At 39.5% G+C, this 16,061-nt stretch carries 14 protein-coding genes and 1 pseudogene; 13 read left to right on the top strand and 2 right to left on the bottom strand.

Features of this window, described 5'->3' with window-relative positions:
- Positions 1–20: 20 nt before the first annotated feature.
- The 6 genes and pseudogenes from FZC88_RS18525 (at position 21) to FZC88_RS18500 (ending at position 6,006) form a co-directional block, all read left to right on the top strand.
- Positions 21–296 (top strand): hypothetical protein, encoded by a 276-nt coding sequence (locus FZC88_RS18525; protein ID WP_148995971.1) that lies wholly within the window; start codon positions 21–23, stop codon positions 294–296.
- A 72-nt stretch (positions 297–368) separates the two neighbouring features.
- Positions 369–851 carry a GNAT family N-acetyltransferase gene (locus FZC88_RS18520; RefSeq protein ID WP_262371968.1) on the top strand — a complete coding sequence of 161 codons (483 nt, stop codon included), beginning with the start codon at positions 369–371 and terminating at the stop codon, positions 849–851.
- Positions 852–960: 109 nt separating this feature from the next.
- Positions 961–1,641: a phosphopantothenoylcysteine decarboxylase domain-containing protein gene (locus FZC88_RS18515; RefSeq protein WP_148995969.1), complete on the top strand. Its 681-nt coding sequence runs from the start codon at positions 961–963 to the stop codon at positions 1,639–1,641.
- A 62-nt stretch (positions 1,642–1,703) separates the two neighbouring features.
- Positions 1,704–3,655 (top strand): annotated as a pseudogene (locus FZC88_RS18510) (S9 family peptidase).
- A 535-nt stretch (positions 3,656–4,190) separates the two neighbouring features.
- Entirely contained in the window at positions 4,191–4,754 is a 564-nt protein-coding gene (locus tag FZC88_RS18505) for a GNAT family N-acetyltransferase (RefSeq protein WP_148969960.1), read from the top strand.
- A gap of 409 nt (positions 4,755–5,163) precedes the next feature.
- Positions 5,164–6,006, top strand: a complete 843-nt coding sequence (locus FZC88_RS18500; protein ID WP_148995968.1) for an alpha/beta fold hydrolase — start codon at positions 5,164–5,166, stop codon at positions 6,004–6,006.
- A gap of 472 nt (positions 6,007–6,478) precedes the next feature.
- Here FZC88_RS18500 and mraY read toward each other — a convergent pair whose 3' ends face one another.
- On the bottom strand, positions 6,479–7,429 hold the full coding sequence (mraY, locus tag FZC88_RS18495) for a phospho-N-acetylmuramoyl-pentapeptide-transferase (RefSeq protein WP_148995967.1): 951 nt from the start codon (positions 7,427–7,429) through the stop codon (positions 6,479–6,481).
- Positions 7,430–8,378: 949 nt separating this feature from the next.
- On the opposite strand from mraY, the gene FZC88_RS18485 reads away from it, so the two are divergent.
- From FZC88_RS18485 to FZC88_RS18475, 3 genes are all read left to right on the top strand, one after another.
- The gene (locus FZC88_RS18485; RefSeq protein WP_148995966.1) at positions 8,379–8,726 is read left to right on the top strand and encodes a VOC family protein; all 348 of its coding nucleotides are present in this window, start codon (positions 8,379–8,381) and stop codon (positions 8,724–8,726) included.
- A 59-nt stretch (positions 8,727–8,785) separates the two neighbouring features.
- Entirely contained in the window at positions 8,786–8,983 is a 198-nt protein-coding gene (locus FZC88_RS18480) for a hypothetical protein (RefSeq protein WP_148995965.1), read from the top strand.
- A gap of 90 nt (positions 8,984–9,073) precedes the next feature.
- On the top strand, positions 9,074–9,448 hold the full coding sequence (locus FZC88_RS18475; protein WP_148995964.1) for a hypothetical protein: 375 nt from the start codon (positions 9,074–9,076) through the stop codon (positions 9,446–9,448).
- A gap of 40 nt (positions 9,449–9,488) precedes the next feature.
- Here the strand turns inward: FZC88_RS18475 and FZC88_RS18470 are convergent, their stop codons facing one another.
- Positions 9,489–10,451, bottom strand: coding sequence for a helix-turn-helix transcriptional regulator (locus tag FZC88_RS18470; protein WP_148995963.1), 963 nt, complete (start codon positions 10,449–10,451; stop codon positions 9,489–9,491).
- A gap of 112 nt (positions 10,452–10,563) precedes the next feature.
- Here FZC88_RS18470 and FZC88_RS18465 point away from each other — a divergent pair, with 112 nt between their 5' ends.
- The 4 genes from FZC88_RS18465 (at position 10,564) to FZC88_RS18450 (ending at position 15,934) form a co-directional block, all read left to right on the top strand.
- A complete protein-coding gene (locus FZC88_RS18465) occupies positions 10,564–11,049 on the top strand; it encodes a GyrI-like domain-containing protein (protein ID WP_148995962.1) in 486 nt (161 codons plus the stop codon).
- A gap of 314 nt (positions 11,050–11,363) precedes the next feature.
- A complete protein-coding gene (gene ppsA, locus FZC88_RS18460; RefSeq protein ID WP_148995961.1) occupies positions 11,364–13,976 on the top strand; it encodes a phosphoenolpyruvate synthase in 2,613 nt (870 codons plus the stop codon).
- A gap of 355 nt (positions 13,977–14,331) precedes the next feature.
- On the top strand, positions 14,332–14,853 hold the full coding sequence (locus FZC88_RS18455) for a hypothetical protein (RefSeq protein WP_148995960.1): 522 nt from the start codon (positions 14,332–14,334) through the stop codon (positions 14,851–14,853).
- Between the two features lie 103 nt (positions 14,854–14,956).
- Positions 14,957–15,934, top strand: a complete 978-nt coding sequence (locus tag FZC88_RS18450; protein WP_148995959.1) for a glycerophosphodiester phosphodiesterase family protein — start codon at positions 14,957–14,959, stop codon at positions 15,932–15,934.
- Positions 15,935–16,061 lie beyond the last annotated feature (127 nt).

Genomic DNA, 16,061 nt, shown 5'->3' with positions numbered 1-16,061 from the left:
AATACGAAAGGGGAATTTCCATGTGGTGGCAGTACTACGGGGATGCAGTGATTGCAGTATCAGTGTTGACCGCAATTTTGATTTTGAGTTTTACTCATTTCTACATGGTGAAAAGTAAAAGAGGGTTCATTCTTCCCTTATCCATATCCATTATAGGCTACATATCTTTTGTAACAGGTATCGTCTTTATCAGAGGATTTGAAGGATTAGGATTTATGGTCTATGGTGTGATTATTATGGGGATTGGTCTATTATATTACCTGGGAGTGGGGGTCTATAGGAAGATTAGGTACTAATAACAATATGGGGAAATAGCTGAATCGCTTAACAAGCAGCAGCCCTCATTATCAAAAGGGGTGAAGCCATTGTTGTCCACAGAGAGATGTGAGTTACACATGTTAAAGGATAGTGATTCCTACCAAATAAAAAAATTATATGACAACGATCAGGTACGAAAATATTTAGGTGGAACCATTAATGAAGAGTCATTTAAGCAAAGATTTCACGAAATGGTCCAGTCACCAAATAAAAAACATTATTGGACTATTTTCAATAAAAGTTCCCGGGAATTTGTAGGAATGGTTTTCCTTGATACCTATCATGATGGAATTCACACAGAAATCGGCTATCAATTTTTACCGGAGTTCTGGGGGAAGGGTCTTGCCAGAGAAGTAATCAATAGGGTATTACATTATGGAATTCATACCCTGAAATTAGACAAAGTCATGGCCGAAACACAGTCACAAAATAAGGCATCTTGCAAACTATTATTATCGGTAGGGATGAGTTTAGAGAAGAAGATTCAACGCTTTGGAAATGAACAATCCGTTTTTGCCATATCGGGTTCTTGAAGAGTCTTTTTTTTGAGAAGAATTCAGGTAGAGAGCCAAGATATAACCGGATGGCCAGTTTATCAATGAAATTACATATGGATCCGAAATGAAAATAGTAGGTGAATGCATGAGTTTATTAAAAGGTAAAAAGATCCTGATAACAAGCGGAGGTACGCTAGAGAAATGGGATACGGTCAGGGGACATACTAATTTAGCAAAAGGGACGATGGGGTGTTATCTAGCGGAAGAAGCGTTGAGCCATGAAGCAGAGGTCATTTACATACATGGCTATTTTGCAAAGCTTCCTGAAAACCATGTGAACATGCGATTGATACAATTTGAGGGCATAGAAGATTTAGGTGAGAAAATCAAATCGAATGTACAATCTGAGCCTATTGATGTGGTAATCATGGCAGCTGCCGGATCAGATTGGGTAGTCGATAAAATATTGGATCAACGAGGGAATCCGATTTTGGAGACAGGGAAAATGACGAGTGATGAACCCCCGATCATTCATTTTAAAAAAGCCCCAAAAGTATTATCAGAAATAAAGAAATGGAACCCAAACGTCTTACTCGTCGGTTTTAAGTTAGAACATACAGTTGATCATGAGTACTTATTCGAAAGGGCAAAGCTTAGAATGGAGACTGCCAAAGCGGAATTCATGGTTGCTAATAAAACAGGTTCACTCTATGGTGAAGAATCAGAACATTTTATTGTTTCTACATTTCAATTACCAATAAAGTATAGTAGTAAAAAAGAAACAGCTGAGGGATTACTACATTTACTTGCATATCATATAAACTAAATAATTGCTTTCTCATTGAACGGATAGGCAGTATTAGTATTTTACACGGAAGGGGTTCATGAATGGATAGGAATGAAAAAACATATCTAAGTATAGAAGAGCTTCTTTCAATACCAACCATATCAGGTTTAAACATAAGTGAGGATGGCATTAACGTAGCATTTGTCAAAAACACAGCTGACTGGGAAGACAATACATATAGGAATCACATATGGATATATGAAAAAAATAAGGGAGTATGTTACGCATTCACAACCAATGGGGTAGAGGGTACATGCCCATTATGGTCTCCGGATTCCAGACATATTGCCTATCTTCGCAGTGTGGATGACGGTGAGAAGAATCAGATCTTTGTGGAGTCGATCGATGGTGATGGCAGGGTTCAAATGACGTATGAGAAAGAAGGGGTAAGTCAATTCAAATGGGACCCTACTGGCAAGGGCTTTTATTATGTTACACAGTCACGGGAATCTGAGGAAATCAAGAAACGAAGGGAAGCATATGGAAATTTCCACCATGTAGGCAGAGAATACCAGAATGATTGTTTATGGTATGTGGAATTAAAAGATTCAACTCGTCTTGATGAAAATGTTCCGTATCAACTAACGGACGGCAGGGATTTTCACATCCATGAATTTAATGTTTCACACAATGGGGAAACGGTGGTGCTCATGGTTACGCCAAGCCCTGATGGAGAAGATGATCAGAATGGAGACCTCTACATACTCGATCGTCAATCAGGAGAGTTACGGAAGCTGAGTGGAGATAAAGTATTGGGGGGGAACGCTTGCTTTTCTCCTCATGGTAACAAAATATGCTATTCAGAAAGCATACGAGAGAAAGAGTACTATAAGACACATATCATGGACAGTACACTCGAAATCTATGATCTTACGAGCGGTGAGCGGATTCAACCATTGATAGATTTTGACCGGACGGTTATTCCAATACGTTGGACAGCTAAAGGGATTCTACTGATGTGGCAGGATAAAACAAATTATCTTATCGGCTTACTAACTGAAGATGGAAAGCTGAACATGTTAAGCGAAACAACAGAGTGCTGTATCATGGAGGCTTCTATAACAGGGGATGGAAATCACCTAGCTTATCGTAAGGCTGGACCAAATGAAACCTTCAAAGTCTATCTAGATGATGAAAAAGTAACAAACGAGAATGGTCTGTTTGAGGGGAAACTCAAAAGTAACAGGGAGATCATCTCATGGATCAGCAGTGATAATCTTGAAATAGAAGGGGTATTAACAACCCCAATAGACGTTGATTGGAATAAGAAATATCCCTTATTGGTCTTCATCCATGGCGGTCCAGCTTGGGCTTCCTTCCCTATCCATTCAAGCTGCTTCAATGAAAAATATCCTGTTGAATCGTTTATTGAAAAGGGCTTTATCGTTTTAGAACCAAATTACAGAGGAAGTTCAGGATATGGAAATGACTTCTTAAAGGCGAACTATCGAAACCTCGGAATCGGTGACTACCAGGATGTCATATCCGGGGTGGATGCACTCGTGGAGCGGGGGATTGCAGATAAGGATCGAGTAGGGGTGATGGGATGGAGCCAAGGTGGTTTTATTTCAGCCTTCTGCACTACCTATAGTGATCGATTTAAGGCGATCTCAGTTGGAGGCGGAATTACTAATTGGGTCACCAATTACGTGAATACGGATTTACCTTCATTTATCAGAATGCATGTAGGAGGGACACCATGGAATGACCCAGAGATCTATGCTAAATCTTCACCCATGACCTATATTCAATCTGCCTGTACACCCACCTTGATCCAACATGGTGAAAAGGATGCAAGAGTCCCACTGGTCAATGCAAATGATCCTATAAAGGACTAAGGGATATGGAAGTGGATACAGTATTAATCATATTCGAAGGAATGGGATATAGCTCTGAGAAACCAGGAATACACCGGGCTATTATGAAGCAGAATCTGATGTGGTTTTCACACTATATACTTGGAGAGAGTATGGATGGTTTTGGGGTTTTATAATAACTGTTTAATGTCAAACTTATTGTCTAAACCAAACTGATCGTTGAAAGAAGGGAATAGAAACTATGAGTTCTGATAACAAGATAAAACTCAACGGCAGCGAATGGTGCAAAGCTTATACAGAAAGAAGAAGCATAAAAATGTAAAAAGAAGTGACGAGCGCAAAACATGGACAGTGTTTATTGTTATTTCTGCCTTGTTTGCGCTTTTCATTCTTATTACCACTGAGTTGGTCTTCATTGATCGTGGTGTCCCAATACCTGAAGTTCTTTCGAAGTTTCTTAAGAAACTAGCCGCAACATTTAACCTCTTTTTTTTCTGTAAGATAATTTGAAGCTTCAAAGCAGGTCGCCTCGTCCTAATAGGGAAGATAGATATCATATTAAAGGGCAGTAAAATTTAATAACAAATTTAAGTACTTTGGTCCGGAGGATTAATGTGCTTTTTTGTTGAATTACATTAATAGCAATTTCAATGAATCTTAATATATGAGTTTCATTAGGTCTTAATTTAAAGGTTTGGAGAGGGGGATTATATGAATCCTATTTTAATAGATGTTCCGTTTCAATTAGAAACAGACAGATTAATTCTTCGAGCACCACAACAAGCTGGGGAAGGGAATGTAGTACACCAAGCTATTAAGGATTCAATTAATGAGTTAAAGCAATGGTTGGCTTTATTTCAGGAAATTCCTACTGTTGAAGAAACAGAAATTCTCCTGAGAAACGCCTATATAAATTTTTTGAAGAGAGAAAGCTTTCGCTATCTTATCTTTCATAAAGGTACTAATGATTTTATTGGAACGGCCAGCCTTCACAGAATTGATTGGAAGATTTCTAAATGTGAAATTGGATACTGGATTAACTCGCAATTTAGTGGCAAGGGTTATATGACAGAAGCAGTAAGTGAGTTAACTAACCTTGGCTTTCAGCAATTCAACTTTAGAAGGATTGAAATAAGATGTGAATCAACAAACAATAAAAGTCGTTCGATTCCAGTAAAACTAGGTTTTGAATTAGAAGGAATCTTAAGAAATGATGAATTATCCTCAGATGGCAGCAAGCTGACTGACACTTGTATTTATTCAAAAATAAAGTAAGCTTTGTGAAAGAGGATTCTACTCATTTTTATAATACGTATTCATTTAAACGGAAGCACTCTTGTATATGTAGAGGTTGTAAATTAGAGGAGTATGTGAATTGTTTCGCTTATACTAAAGGGGGCAATAGCTGAAGATCACCAATATGATCTCCAGCTATTGCCCTATTTATTTTTCAATGAAATGAAAAAAATCGAAACTTTCACTCTTTTAAAAACGTCTAATAGATAGTAAGTACTAGTTGATTGAGCAGGAATCCCACAGAAGGAGAATTTGGTGAAAAGTATCATCCTACTTCTTTCTACTTCGGGAAAGATCAATTTAGATAAATATAGTTAAATTTATAGCACCTCTACGGCTTTTCTTATTTTCAAGTAACGGGCCGTGAAGAGTGAATGGGGGATAAAACATGTGGGAACAAAAGCTAATTAAAACAGATCGAGGGGATTTCGAAATATTTGAAGCCGGGAATGGTGAGCCATTATGTGTGACTCATCTATATAGCGAGTTTAACGAGCGTGGCTACCACTTTGCTGACCGGTTTGTGGACGACTTTAAAGTGTACCTTGTCAATTTGAAAGAATCGGGGAATTCCACTGAGATTCAAGATGAAGATGAGTTAAGCATGAGTGAAACCAGCAAGGATTTAGAAGCTATCCGATCTGCTTTAGGGTATGATAGCTGGAATTTTGCAGGGCATTCCACAGGCGGGATGTTAGGGCTGGTTTATGCTGCTGATCATCCGGGTTCTCTAAACCGATTAATTGTAGGTGGGGCGTCAGCTACCAATGAGTATGTGAATGATCAGGAAAGTATTTATTGTGATGAAAATCCCTATAACGACCGATTGAAAGAGGTATTTTCCATCCTGAATTCCGATGAGGCAACAAGAGAAGAACGGAAGCACGCACGTAGGGAATGGACGAAAATGTCTCTGAATGACCCATGCAGATATGATGAATACTTTTCTAAGCCAAGCAGTGGAAAAGTGGTTCAAAAACGTTTAGAGTATTATGCTTATAACGAATTGCCAACGTTTGATATCAGAGAAGACATTTCGAACATAAAAACCCCGACAATCGTTTTTTGTGGAAAACATGACTCTCAATGCCCATTTGTGTATTCAGAGGAAATTTTTAATCTTGTACCCAATTCAACATTTTATATCTTTGAAAATAGTAACCATGCACCCCATCTAGAAGAACAAGAAAAATTCAGCGGGATGGTGAAAGATTCCTTTCATTTGGTCTGAATGGATAGAAGTGAATAAATCAACAGAGGCTGGGACAAAAGTGTTTTAGTCTAAGTAAGACCTGAACCAATCCGCTAATTAGAGGCGGATTGGTTCGGGTTTATTATTTAATCTTGGTCCATTTGATTTTAGCAGTCTCCAGCGGTTGATTGGAGTGCAAGACGAAGACTCCTGCGGGAAAAGTAGCTTATGTGAGACCTGTCCAGCTATAGGGCTTAGAGGCAAATGTCATAAGTCAGATCGTCCATGAAGGCAAAGAACGCCTTCAAGGCCAATCCGCCTTATGCCAACCGCCTCTGAGCGAAGCCCTCCACTTTTCTACCCGCAGGCTTGCCGAGGAGGCTCACGGGCTACCCGCGGAAAGCGTAGTCTTGCACGGAAATCATTAGCGGTATGAAGAACCTACACTTCTATTAATCGTCTTTATATTTCGTAATTTTGTAGTTCTGTCCCAGCCTCTTTTACCTTATGGCTAGAGTACAAACTTCCAATAAGCATAACAGATAAACGTACAAATCCACGAAACAAACCCAAAGGCGGTAACAATGGTCGTTTCACCCCAGCCATATTTTAAGCCATAGTGATAATGAATCGGAGTCATTCTGAAGATTCGTTTCCCTGTCGATTTAAATGAAGCAACCTGTAATATAACCGATAGCTGTTCAGCAAAATAGATAAAGAATAAAACGGGAATGAGAATCTCAACTTTCTCGATAATGGCAAGAAATGAAAGGGAACCCCCTATCGCTAATGACCCTGTATCCCCCATAAAAGCTCTGGCAGGAAAGATATTATAAATGAGAAACCCGAGTAAGCATCCAATCATGATTAAACAAAAAAGCTCCACCTCTGATTTGTCTGAAATCATAAAAAAGAAAAAGTAGGTAGGGATGGCCACAACTCCTAAAAGGCCGTCCAAGCCATCTGTAAAATTAATGGCATTTGCAGAACCGACAATAAATAAGGTGATGACAATAAAATATACCACTATTGGAAGATTCAAAGAGAGATTTTGATAAATACCAATCGTTGAGTTTATTCCGAGTTCGCTCATCAAATAAAAAAGCAAAGCCCCCGTAAAGAGAAATTGGAAAATAAGCTTGGTTCTACTTGATACCCCTCCAGGATCCTGGCGTGACGCTTTCCAAAAATCATCCAGGAAACCTATAAAGCTGAATAATATATACGTAATCGCCAGGAAATACATCAGTGGTGTAGGTGAAAAAAATAACGATACGATAATCCCGATAAAAAGAATGATGCCAAACATTAACGGAGTCCCTTTTTTGATTTGATGATTGGAAGGAAGTTCTTTTCGTATCGGTTGCAGGAGCTTTAATTTCCGTAAGAGTTCAATGAATAGCGGGGATAAAACGGAGACTAATATAAAAGCAATAATAGCCGGAATTAGTTGATCGATCACTTCTTATCTTCCCCTTTTCTATTTACTATCTATAAATAAGTTCTAGTAAGACTGGAGATATCCTCTAAAATATTTTCAAAACTTTTTCTACATCTATATTGCCGAAAAAAAGAAGTATAGAAGAATCTGGTGAAGTTGAGCTAAAATTCTTTGGGGTGCATTCAAAAACCTTGTGGGCCATAAGTGAGCCTTAAAAAAACTTTAAGATCTAATGGATCTTTTTCGTATAGTTTGTTGCTATTGTAGAGGAGAAAGTAATAGTTGATTTCCGCTCCAGGATGCTCGCTTGCCGCGGGGCTGGCGGTGAGCCTCCTCGGCTGCGCCTCCGGGGTCTCACCTGTCCAGCTATTCCCGCAGGAGTCGAGCCTCCTCGGCTGCGCCTCCGGGGTCTCACCTGTCCAGCTATTCCCGCAGGAGTCGAGCCTCCTTCCTCTCCAATCAACTTTCTGAGCATGAATCCTAAATCGAAAACAATTTAAACAAGCTTTTTAGCAAACAATCTTATTAAAGGTAAGTAAAGATTGAATTTCCTTTTAAGGAAGAAGAATTATTTTTTCTATTTACATTGTTTTCTTGCACACCTTGAAGCTCTGTCATGAAAAAACTGTTAAAGATGGTGAGGGGAACTGCGCAGACTCCTGCGGAAGAACGGGCGTGCCGAGACCCCGGAAGCGAAGCTGAGGAGGCTCGGCCGAACGTCCGCGGAAAGCGGAGCAGTTCCCCTCACCATTCGGCATAAACCTGGTTGACAGAGCCCTGGCAGATTCTATTCTTGAAAACAACAATTATTGCAAAAAGAGCCAATCTAATAGATAAATGAAAACGATATATATAACGGGTATTGCCTTCAACAACTATAGGATGATTGAAGAAGGATTTTGTTTATATTTCTTGAATTTCTAATTTAATCGGAACATTAAAGGAATTAGAGAAAGGAGCCAGTTTTATTATGATAAAGGGTTTCGGGGGAATATTTTGGAGGACTAAAAATCTGGATGCTTTAAAAAAATGGTACAGTGAAGTGTTGAAGATTGAAATGGAAGATTGGAATGGGACTATTATTAAACCCCAATCAGGAAATGAAACCATTTTTTCTTTCTTTACTGAAGATGACCCTTACTTCCCAATGGAACAGCAAGTGATGTTGAATTTCCAAGTTTATAATATAAACGAGACAATTGAGCATCTGGAACAAGTTGGTGTACCCCTTGTAAAGGAAAAAGAGGTTAGTGAATATGGCACGTTTATTTGGATTAAAGATCCTGAAGGTAGACTGATTGAGCTATGGGAGAAATAAGTAAGTATACTGTATAGAGAAATGCTGATATTCAAGTCAACAGAACAGGAGGTGTCAATGTGAATCCAACAGGAACCGTACATATATTAAATGGAACAGAAATGTATAAGAATTTCAAAGAGACACAGTTTCTTGAAGCCGAATGGATGATTCCCTTCAACGAGGCCATGTGTTATGGGGAAACCTGTGGAGATTTATTTTCCGATGAATTTATCGAAATGCGTGCGAATGTTCATCAAGTAACAACTGCGCAATAGGCTGAAATCACCTTAAAACCATTGCACCCTCTCTTTTGTGGGGATTTTGATCATATAGCCCTATGGTTTGATGAGGATATGTTTTGTCAAATGAACCTTCTCACGATACTCGCCTGGTTAGATCAAACAGATTATGAAGGTTCAATTGACCTCCATCTTGTTGGTGATGATTTTCAACCTGAAAGTCATTACAGCCTAAAGGCAAAAGGATATGATCAACTCTACAAACAAGTAATGATTCATAAAGCTATGCCTAAGGAAGTTCGTCCAATCCCTTTATACAAAGGGGTTGAACTGTATTTGAATTACCTTAAGAAAGATAGTGATCTTATGTTGTATATTCAACAACACCAGGACGTCCCGATAAAAGAACTGGTGTCTCTTCTAATCGAAAATTTCAAAGACCACGGCTTAGGAGATACACAATACTTTGAAATGATAAAATCTTATCGTCAAAATTTATGACATCCAATTGAGTTAAAGCGTATATTCTAGCATGCAGCTGTTATTCCCGGTAAAGGTCTAATCCCCTTCGTACATTTTCTAAGATCTTTTCTGGCATTTCCCTGATCTTGAGATCCCTGCCGAGGAAAAGTAACCAGTTTGTGAATTCGGTTAATTCATCGGGCTTATGTACATGAACAAAAGTCTTTAGGATGGCTGTGGTTTGGTAAGGATTCGTATAGGCGATTGAAACTCTTAAAGGATGGTATTTTTTATACTGCGCAATCGCTTTTGGACCAAGTTCAAGGACAAGGTTGATTCCTTCTTCACGCATTTTCAGTTTTTCTATAATCTCTTGCTCTCTCAGTCTTTTTTTCGGCGAGTATGGTTTGATGTCGAGGAGGAGGTCGGCGGGGAAAATCCGCTTCTTTTCTTCGGTTAAGTCAAAACCTTCAATGATCCAGGAGCTTTTTTCATGGTAAAGGTGCAGCAGATAGATGGGATAAGATTTGATATCCTTTTCTTCTTGGATCGTGAGCCATAAATATCTATCCAAAAGGAGGGTTTGGAAAAGTGTTTCCACCATGGGATGGGGGAGGTCTGATAGGTCCAGTAAGTCGGGATTATGGGGATTGGTTCCTTCAAACAGCAAGAGCTGGTTCAGGAGAATCAGGTCATCTTGCTGGCTTTCTGAGATGAGGCTGAGTAATTTTTCAGCTATTGATTGTCGGCTCTTTAGATAAGGGAGCTGCTGATTTCGTGTCGCCATAAAGGCAATAAATAGAGCTTTCACTTCATGATCGGTGAAACGGACCTCAGGCAGGACAGAATTGTGCATGACAAAATAACCCCCATCCCTTCCAGCTTCTGAGACAAGTGGCATCCCCATGGACTCAATTTCCCTGATATCTCGAATAGCTGTCGACCTGGAAACGTCAAACTCACGCATGATTTCAGAAATGGTAAAGTGAGCCCGGTTGTTGATATATCTCATAATCACATTAATTCGTTCAACTTTTTTCATCAGGACCTCCAGAAAAGGTGTCATTTTTTGATACTATTTAACGCTATTATATATTTATCAAGTGATGGAAACAAATCGCTTGAAATACATGAACAAAAGGATGGTTTAAAATATGGCAGAGTATAAGTTGGAAGAAAAAGACGGTTTTATCGTAATAGGATTAGGAACCGATCTTAAGAGCGATTATACTGATTTTGCTGGATTGAGTAAGGAAAAGGCGGATTTTTGGCAAGCTGTAAGCGAAGATGGTAGGCTTGATACTTTAAAAGCCATAGCCACAAACGACTACATTTTTGCAGTGAACGAAGCGGTGAATAATAAAATGATGCATTATGCAGGCGTCATGGCAGAGGCATCGTCACCAGTACCGGATGGGGCTAGAGTGATTCAGTTTCCAAAGGGAGAATACGTGGTGGTGAAAGGCGAAGGGAAGACGGCTGAAGAATTAAATAATATGGTTACTGCCATTGCCTTTGGTCATGTCTTACCTGAAGAAAAGGATGTTGCTTATGTCGGTGCACCTAATGCAACGGTCGAAATGGGCCACCGAAACGGGCAGATATTTGGTGAAATGTGGATTCCTGTTGTTAGGAAATAAAGAGAACATAGGAATAAGCTTAGTTATGATGAGGGCGTAATCCTTAGACTGGATTACGCTTTTCTTATTGTATTTATTCCATAAGCGGTGATTTTAACGAAAAAACCCCATAAAAAAAGCTCTGGAGCAATATAACTCAGAGATTTTTCACAGACTATTTAATGAAATTTAACCCAAAAAATTCGTCGTTTATTATAAATTTTGATCTCTTCCTAATACCATTATAGCATGATATAAATTCTTATTATAGACTGTTTATTCCCATTTTCTACTGCTAAAATCAATAGAACATTGATGGATAGGGGAGATGTAGAATGAGTTCGTTGGTTCTCGGTTTTCAGGAAATGGAACAAACGCAGCTTTTGCTCGTTGGTGGAAAAGGGTTGAATTTAGGTGAGTTATCAAAAATTCAGGGAATACAAGTACCAGAAGGATTTAGCGTGACAACCGTTGGATTTCAAAGAGCGACTGAACAAAACGAAGCGTATCACTCTTTATTGGATCGATTAACCAAGCTCAAACCAGAGGACCGGGATCAAATTGGTGAAATCAACAGAAAGATCAGACAAGTCCTTCTAGAGGTAGCCATTCCTTCCGATGTTGCGAAAGCCGTTACTCAATATCTCTCCCGTTTCGGAGAAGACCATGCTTATGCCATTCGTTCTAGTGCAACGGCCGAAGACTTGCCTCATGCTTCTTTTGCAGGGCAGCAGGACACTTACCTCAATATCATCGGCAAAGAAGCCATCTTGGAGCATATCAGCAAATGCTGGGCCTCACTCTTCACTGATCGTGCAGTCATCTACCGTATGAAAAACGGGTTTGACCACAGTCAGGTTCAATTGTCCGTTATCGTTCAAAGGATGGTTTTCCCACAGGCTTCAGGGATTTTATTTACCGCCGATCCAGTTACGTCCAACCGGAAGGTGCTATCAATCGATGCCGGTTTTGGACTTGGAGAAGCATTGGTCTCAGGCTTGGTCTCAGCCGATTGTTATAAAGTGCATAAAGGGGAAATCATCGATAAACGGATTGCGACCAAGAAAAAGGCCATCTACGGACGAAAAGAAGGCGGAACGGAGACACAATCAATCCATCCGGATCAGCAAGATACACAAACTCTGAATGATCACCAAATTTTACAACTGGCACTTATCGGGATACTGATCGAAGCTCATTTTGGTTTTCCGCAAGATATTGAATGGTGTTTAGTCGATGGCACCTTTTACATTGTCCAGAGTCGTCCAATCACCACTTTATACCCCATCCCGGAAGCGAATGATCAAGGCAATCATGTCTATGTATCAGTCGGTCATCAGCAAATGATGACAGATGCAATGAAGCCACTGGGATTATCCTTTTACCTGTTAACGACCCCTGCACCGATGCATACAGCTGGTGGAAGATTGTTTGTTGATGTCACACCTCGTTTGGATTCATATGCCAGCAGAAAAATGATAATAGATGCCTTGGGAAAATCCGATCCGCTCATAAAAGACGCTCTCACGACCATCGTTGAGCGAGGCGATTTTATCCAATCATCACCAGAAGATGAAAAAGTGCATAGTCCCAGCAATAGTAATAGTAATAAGACTTCAAGTGATCCAACAGAAATGGAAGGTGATCTGTCAATCGTATCTGATTTGATCAAGGGTAGTCAAACCTCGATAGAACAGTTAAGGCAAACTATCCAAACGAAATCAGGACTGGAATTGTTGGATTTCATTTCAGAAGATATCCAGGAATTAAAGAAGATTCTATTTAATCCGCAAAGTTCCCGTGTGATCATGGCTGCCATGGATGCTTCATTCTGGATCAATGACCAAATATACAAGTGGTTAGGTGAAAAAAACGTGGCAGACACGCTGTCTCAATCCGTCCCAAACAACATTACTTCAGAAATGGGTCTGGCCTTAATGGATGTCGCCGATGTGATTCGTCCCTATCACGAGGTCATTGATTATTTACAACATGTCAAAGATGATACCTTCCTGGATGAACTGGTTACGCTTGATGGTGGGCAGGAAACCCGGGAAGCAATCGATGATTTTCTCATCAAATACGGAATGCGATGCAGCGGAGAAATCGATATTACGAAAGCCCGTTGGAGCGAGAAGCCTACTGCACTTGTCCCAATGATTCTCAGTAACATTAAAAACTTTGAACCGAATGAGAGCAAACGGAAATTTGAGAGAGGACGACAGGAAGCCTTGAAAAAAGAACAAGAGTTAGTAGATCGATTGAAGGAATTACCGGATGGTGAACAAAAAGTTAAAGAAACAAAACGAATGATCGACCTCATCCGTAATTTCAGCGGTTATCGTGAATATCCGAAATACGGCATGGTTAATCGCTACTTCGTTTATAAGCAGGCATTATGGAAAGAAGCCGAAAAACTCGTTCAAGCCAATATTCTTCGAGAAAAAGAAGACATCTACTATCTCACTTTTGAAGAACTTCGGGAAGTCGTACGCACCCATAAACTGGATGAGGGGATGATCAGCAAACGAAAAGACGAATACAGACTATATGAAAAGCTGACCCCACCACGTGTGATCACGTCTGATGGTGAAATCGTTACAGGTGAATATAAAAGAGAAAATCTCCCTGCCGGAGCGATCGTTGGTTTACCTGTCTCTTCCGGAATGATAGAGGGGCGGGCACGTGTCATTTTAAATATGGAAGAAGCTGAACTGGAAGAGGGGGATATATTAGTCACTGCCTTTACCGACCCCAGCTGGACACCATTATTTGTATCCATCAAAGGTTTAGTCACCGAAGTTGGTGGCTTGATGACCCACGGAGCCGTCATTGCACGTGAATATGGCTTACCGGCTGTAGTCGGTGTTGAAAACGCTTCTAAAATGATAAGGGATGGGCAACGAATTCGCGTGAATGGAACAGAAGGGTTTATCGAAATATTGTAATGAATAAACTATAGTCTCAAAAGGCGTAATCCCTTTAGGACACAGTGGATCCAAAGTATAGAAGTGACATTTGGATTCCAGTGAAGAAAAACAACATTGGGTAACGCTATATTTATACTTAAAGACACTCCTTTGTGAGTGTCTTTTTCTATTTGGCAATAAAATATGATGCGATATTAAAAAAGAAAGTGAAGGAATGACACGGGAGCTTAACAATAACACATCTATTTAAGAATTAATTAAGAAATACATAAGAATGTTTTTAGATTTCCTCATTAAGATGAGGATATTACCGAAAGGAATACAGCGTACTCCCGAACGACTAAAATCATATTAATGAAAAGGGGTTTATCTTATGATAAAAAAATTAGGGTATTATTCAGTTATATCCCACTTATGGATACAATGGATTATTTTAGGGAGCATCTTGCTCAATACATTCATGGTCTATCCAAATATTTTTCACAACGTACCGCAAACATTTGAATCATCTATGGAATGGATGGAAGTCGCAAGTCCCCATACCTACTTTCCGCCCTTAGGATTTGTAAGTATAGTAACGGGTGTTCTAGCAACGATCTTAGGGTGGAAAGTGAAACCCGCAAGGAAGTGGATACTATTTAGTCTGCTGACGATCATTTTGGAAGGGGCAGCTTCAATCCTATTTGAGTGGCCTCGAAATGAAATCATGTTTATTGAAGGGGTGGACGTTCATTCTGTAGAATTCCTAAAGCAAACGGTTCGAGAATTCAAAATGGTACATTGGTTCAGAGTTGCATGTAATATTTTCGGATCATTGTTTATTTTTATAGGCTTTATTAAGTATGATCGTTTTATAACAGTAGACAAATGTAATCAAAGAGAGTTAAATATATAAAACGGGAAGCGCCGGACGGTTCTGCTTTTTTACAAGCAAGGGAAACGTCCGGTTTTTCCTCGATGTAAGGGAAATCATTTATTTTGATAGGGATGGGAAACGAATGAAAAGAATAAAAAAAGGCTTGAAAGTAACGATAGTAGTCAGCCTCGCATTAACAATTTTTGTTTATCTAAATAATAGCTCTATGTTTACTGAAGAAAGAAAAGGAAAGCCAATCCTTTTGGCTCATCGGGGCTTGGCTCAAACCTTTCCAATGGAAGGGATTACTGGCGAAACGTGTACAGCAGAAATGATCAATGAACCCGAGCACCCTTACCTGGAAAACACTATTCCTTCAATGGAAGCAGCTTTCAAAGCAGGAGCAGATATAGTGGAAATTGATATCCAACCTACGGAAGATGGGGAATTTGCCATTTTCCACGATTGGACCCTTGATTGTAGAACGGATGGATCTGGGAAGACAAGAGACCATACAATGGAAGAACTGAGAAAGCTTGATATAGGATATGGTTATACAGCTGACAATGGAAAGACCTATCCTTTTCGAGGGAAAGGGATAGGGCAGATGCCTACATTAAATAAAGTATTAACCCACTTTCCCAATGAGGAATTTTTAATTCACATTAAGAGTAACGATCCAACTGAAGGAAAACGGTTAGCCGATTACCTTTCTAAGTATTCAGAGGAAAGGATAGGCGATCTATCAGTATATGGCGGGGATGAACCTATTGAGACTCTAAAGAAGAAATTGCCTGATATGCGGGTCATGTCAAAAGAGACGCTAAAAAGCTGTCTACTTTCTTATGAAGCGTTAAGTTGGACGGGCTATATACCTGACTCTTGTAAAAATACGCAAATTCATATACCCGAGAAGTATGCTTCTTACCTTTGGGGGTTCCCCGATAAGTTCATAAATAGAATGGAAGATGTCAATACGAGGGTTATTCTTGTTGCCGGTGATGGTGACTGGTCAGAAGGATTTGATGAGAAGGCAGACCTTGAGCGTGTTCCAGAGAGTTATAATGGTGGTATTTGGACAAATAGGATAGACCGGATAGCCCCTATTATAAACAATTAATTCCTGCGGGGATGATGTCATACTTAGGCAGTTCATATCACGAACTGTCTTTTTTATTTTGTCTGTTCTTTTACATTTAAGAATTATTTAATAATTAGCTAATAATTCGTTTAGAACTCCTTTGTAA

The sequence above is a fragment of the Rossellomorea aquimaris genome, assembly GCF_008180865.1.
GTDB lineage: Bacteria > Bacillota > Bacilli > Bacillales > Bacillaceae_B > Rossellomorea > Rossellomorea yichunensis.
The sequence above is the reverse complement of the archived record's forward strand: the minus strand, read 5'-3'. Positions and strand labels throughout refer to the sequence as shown.

Coding starts and splice junctions, on each gene's coding strand:
- FZC88_RS18505 (WP_148969960.1), top strand. CDS start 4,191: ATGAATCCTATTTTAATAGATGTTCCGTTTCAATTAGAAACAGACAGA.
- FZC88_RS18500 (WP_148995968.1), top strand. CDS start 5,164: ATGTGGGAACAAAAGCTAATTAAAACAGATCGAGGGGATTTCGAAATA.
- ppsA (WP_148995961.1), top strand. CDS start 11,364: ATGAGTTCGTTGGTTCTCGGTTTTCAGGAAATGGAACAAACGCAGCTT.
- FZC88_RS18455 (WP_148995960.1), top strand. CDS start 14,332: ATGATAAAAAAATTAGGGTATTATTCAGTTATATCCCACTTATGGATA.
- FZC88_RS18515 (WP_148995969.1), top strand. CDS start 961: ATGAGTTTATTAAAAGGTAAAAAGATCCTGATAACAAGCGGAGGTACG.
- FZC88_RS18475 (WP_148995964.1), top strand. CDS start 9,074: ATGAACCTTCTCACGATACTCGCCTGGTTAGATCAAACAGATTATGAA.
- FZC88_RS18525 (WP_148995971.1), top strand. CDS start 21: ATGTGGTGGCAGTACTACGGGGATGCAGTGATTGCAGTATCAGTGTTG.
- FZC88_RS18450 (WP_148995959.1), top strand. CDS start 14,957: ATGAAAAGAATAAAAAAAGGCTTGAAAGTAACGATAGTAGTCAGCCTC.
- FZC88_RS18485 (WP_148995966.1), top strand. CDS start 8,379: ATGATAAAGGGTTTCGGGGGAATATTTTGGAGGACTAAAAATCTGGAT.
- FZC88_RS18465 (WP_148995962.1), top strand. CDS start 10,564: ATGGCAGAGTATAAGTTGGAAGAAAAAGACGGTTTTATCGTAATAGGA.
- FZC88_RS18470 (WP_148995963.1), bottom strand. CDS start 10,451: ATGAAAAAAGTTGAACGAATTAATGTGATTATGAGATATATCAACAAC.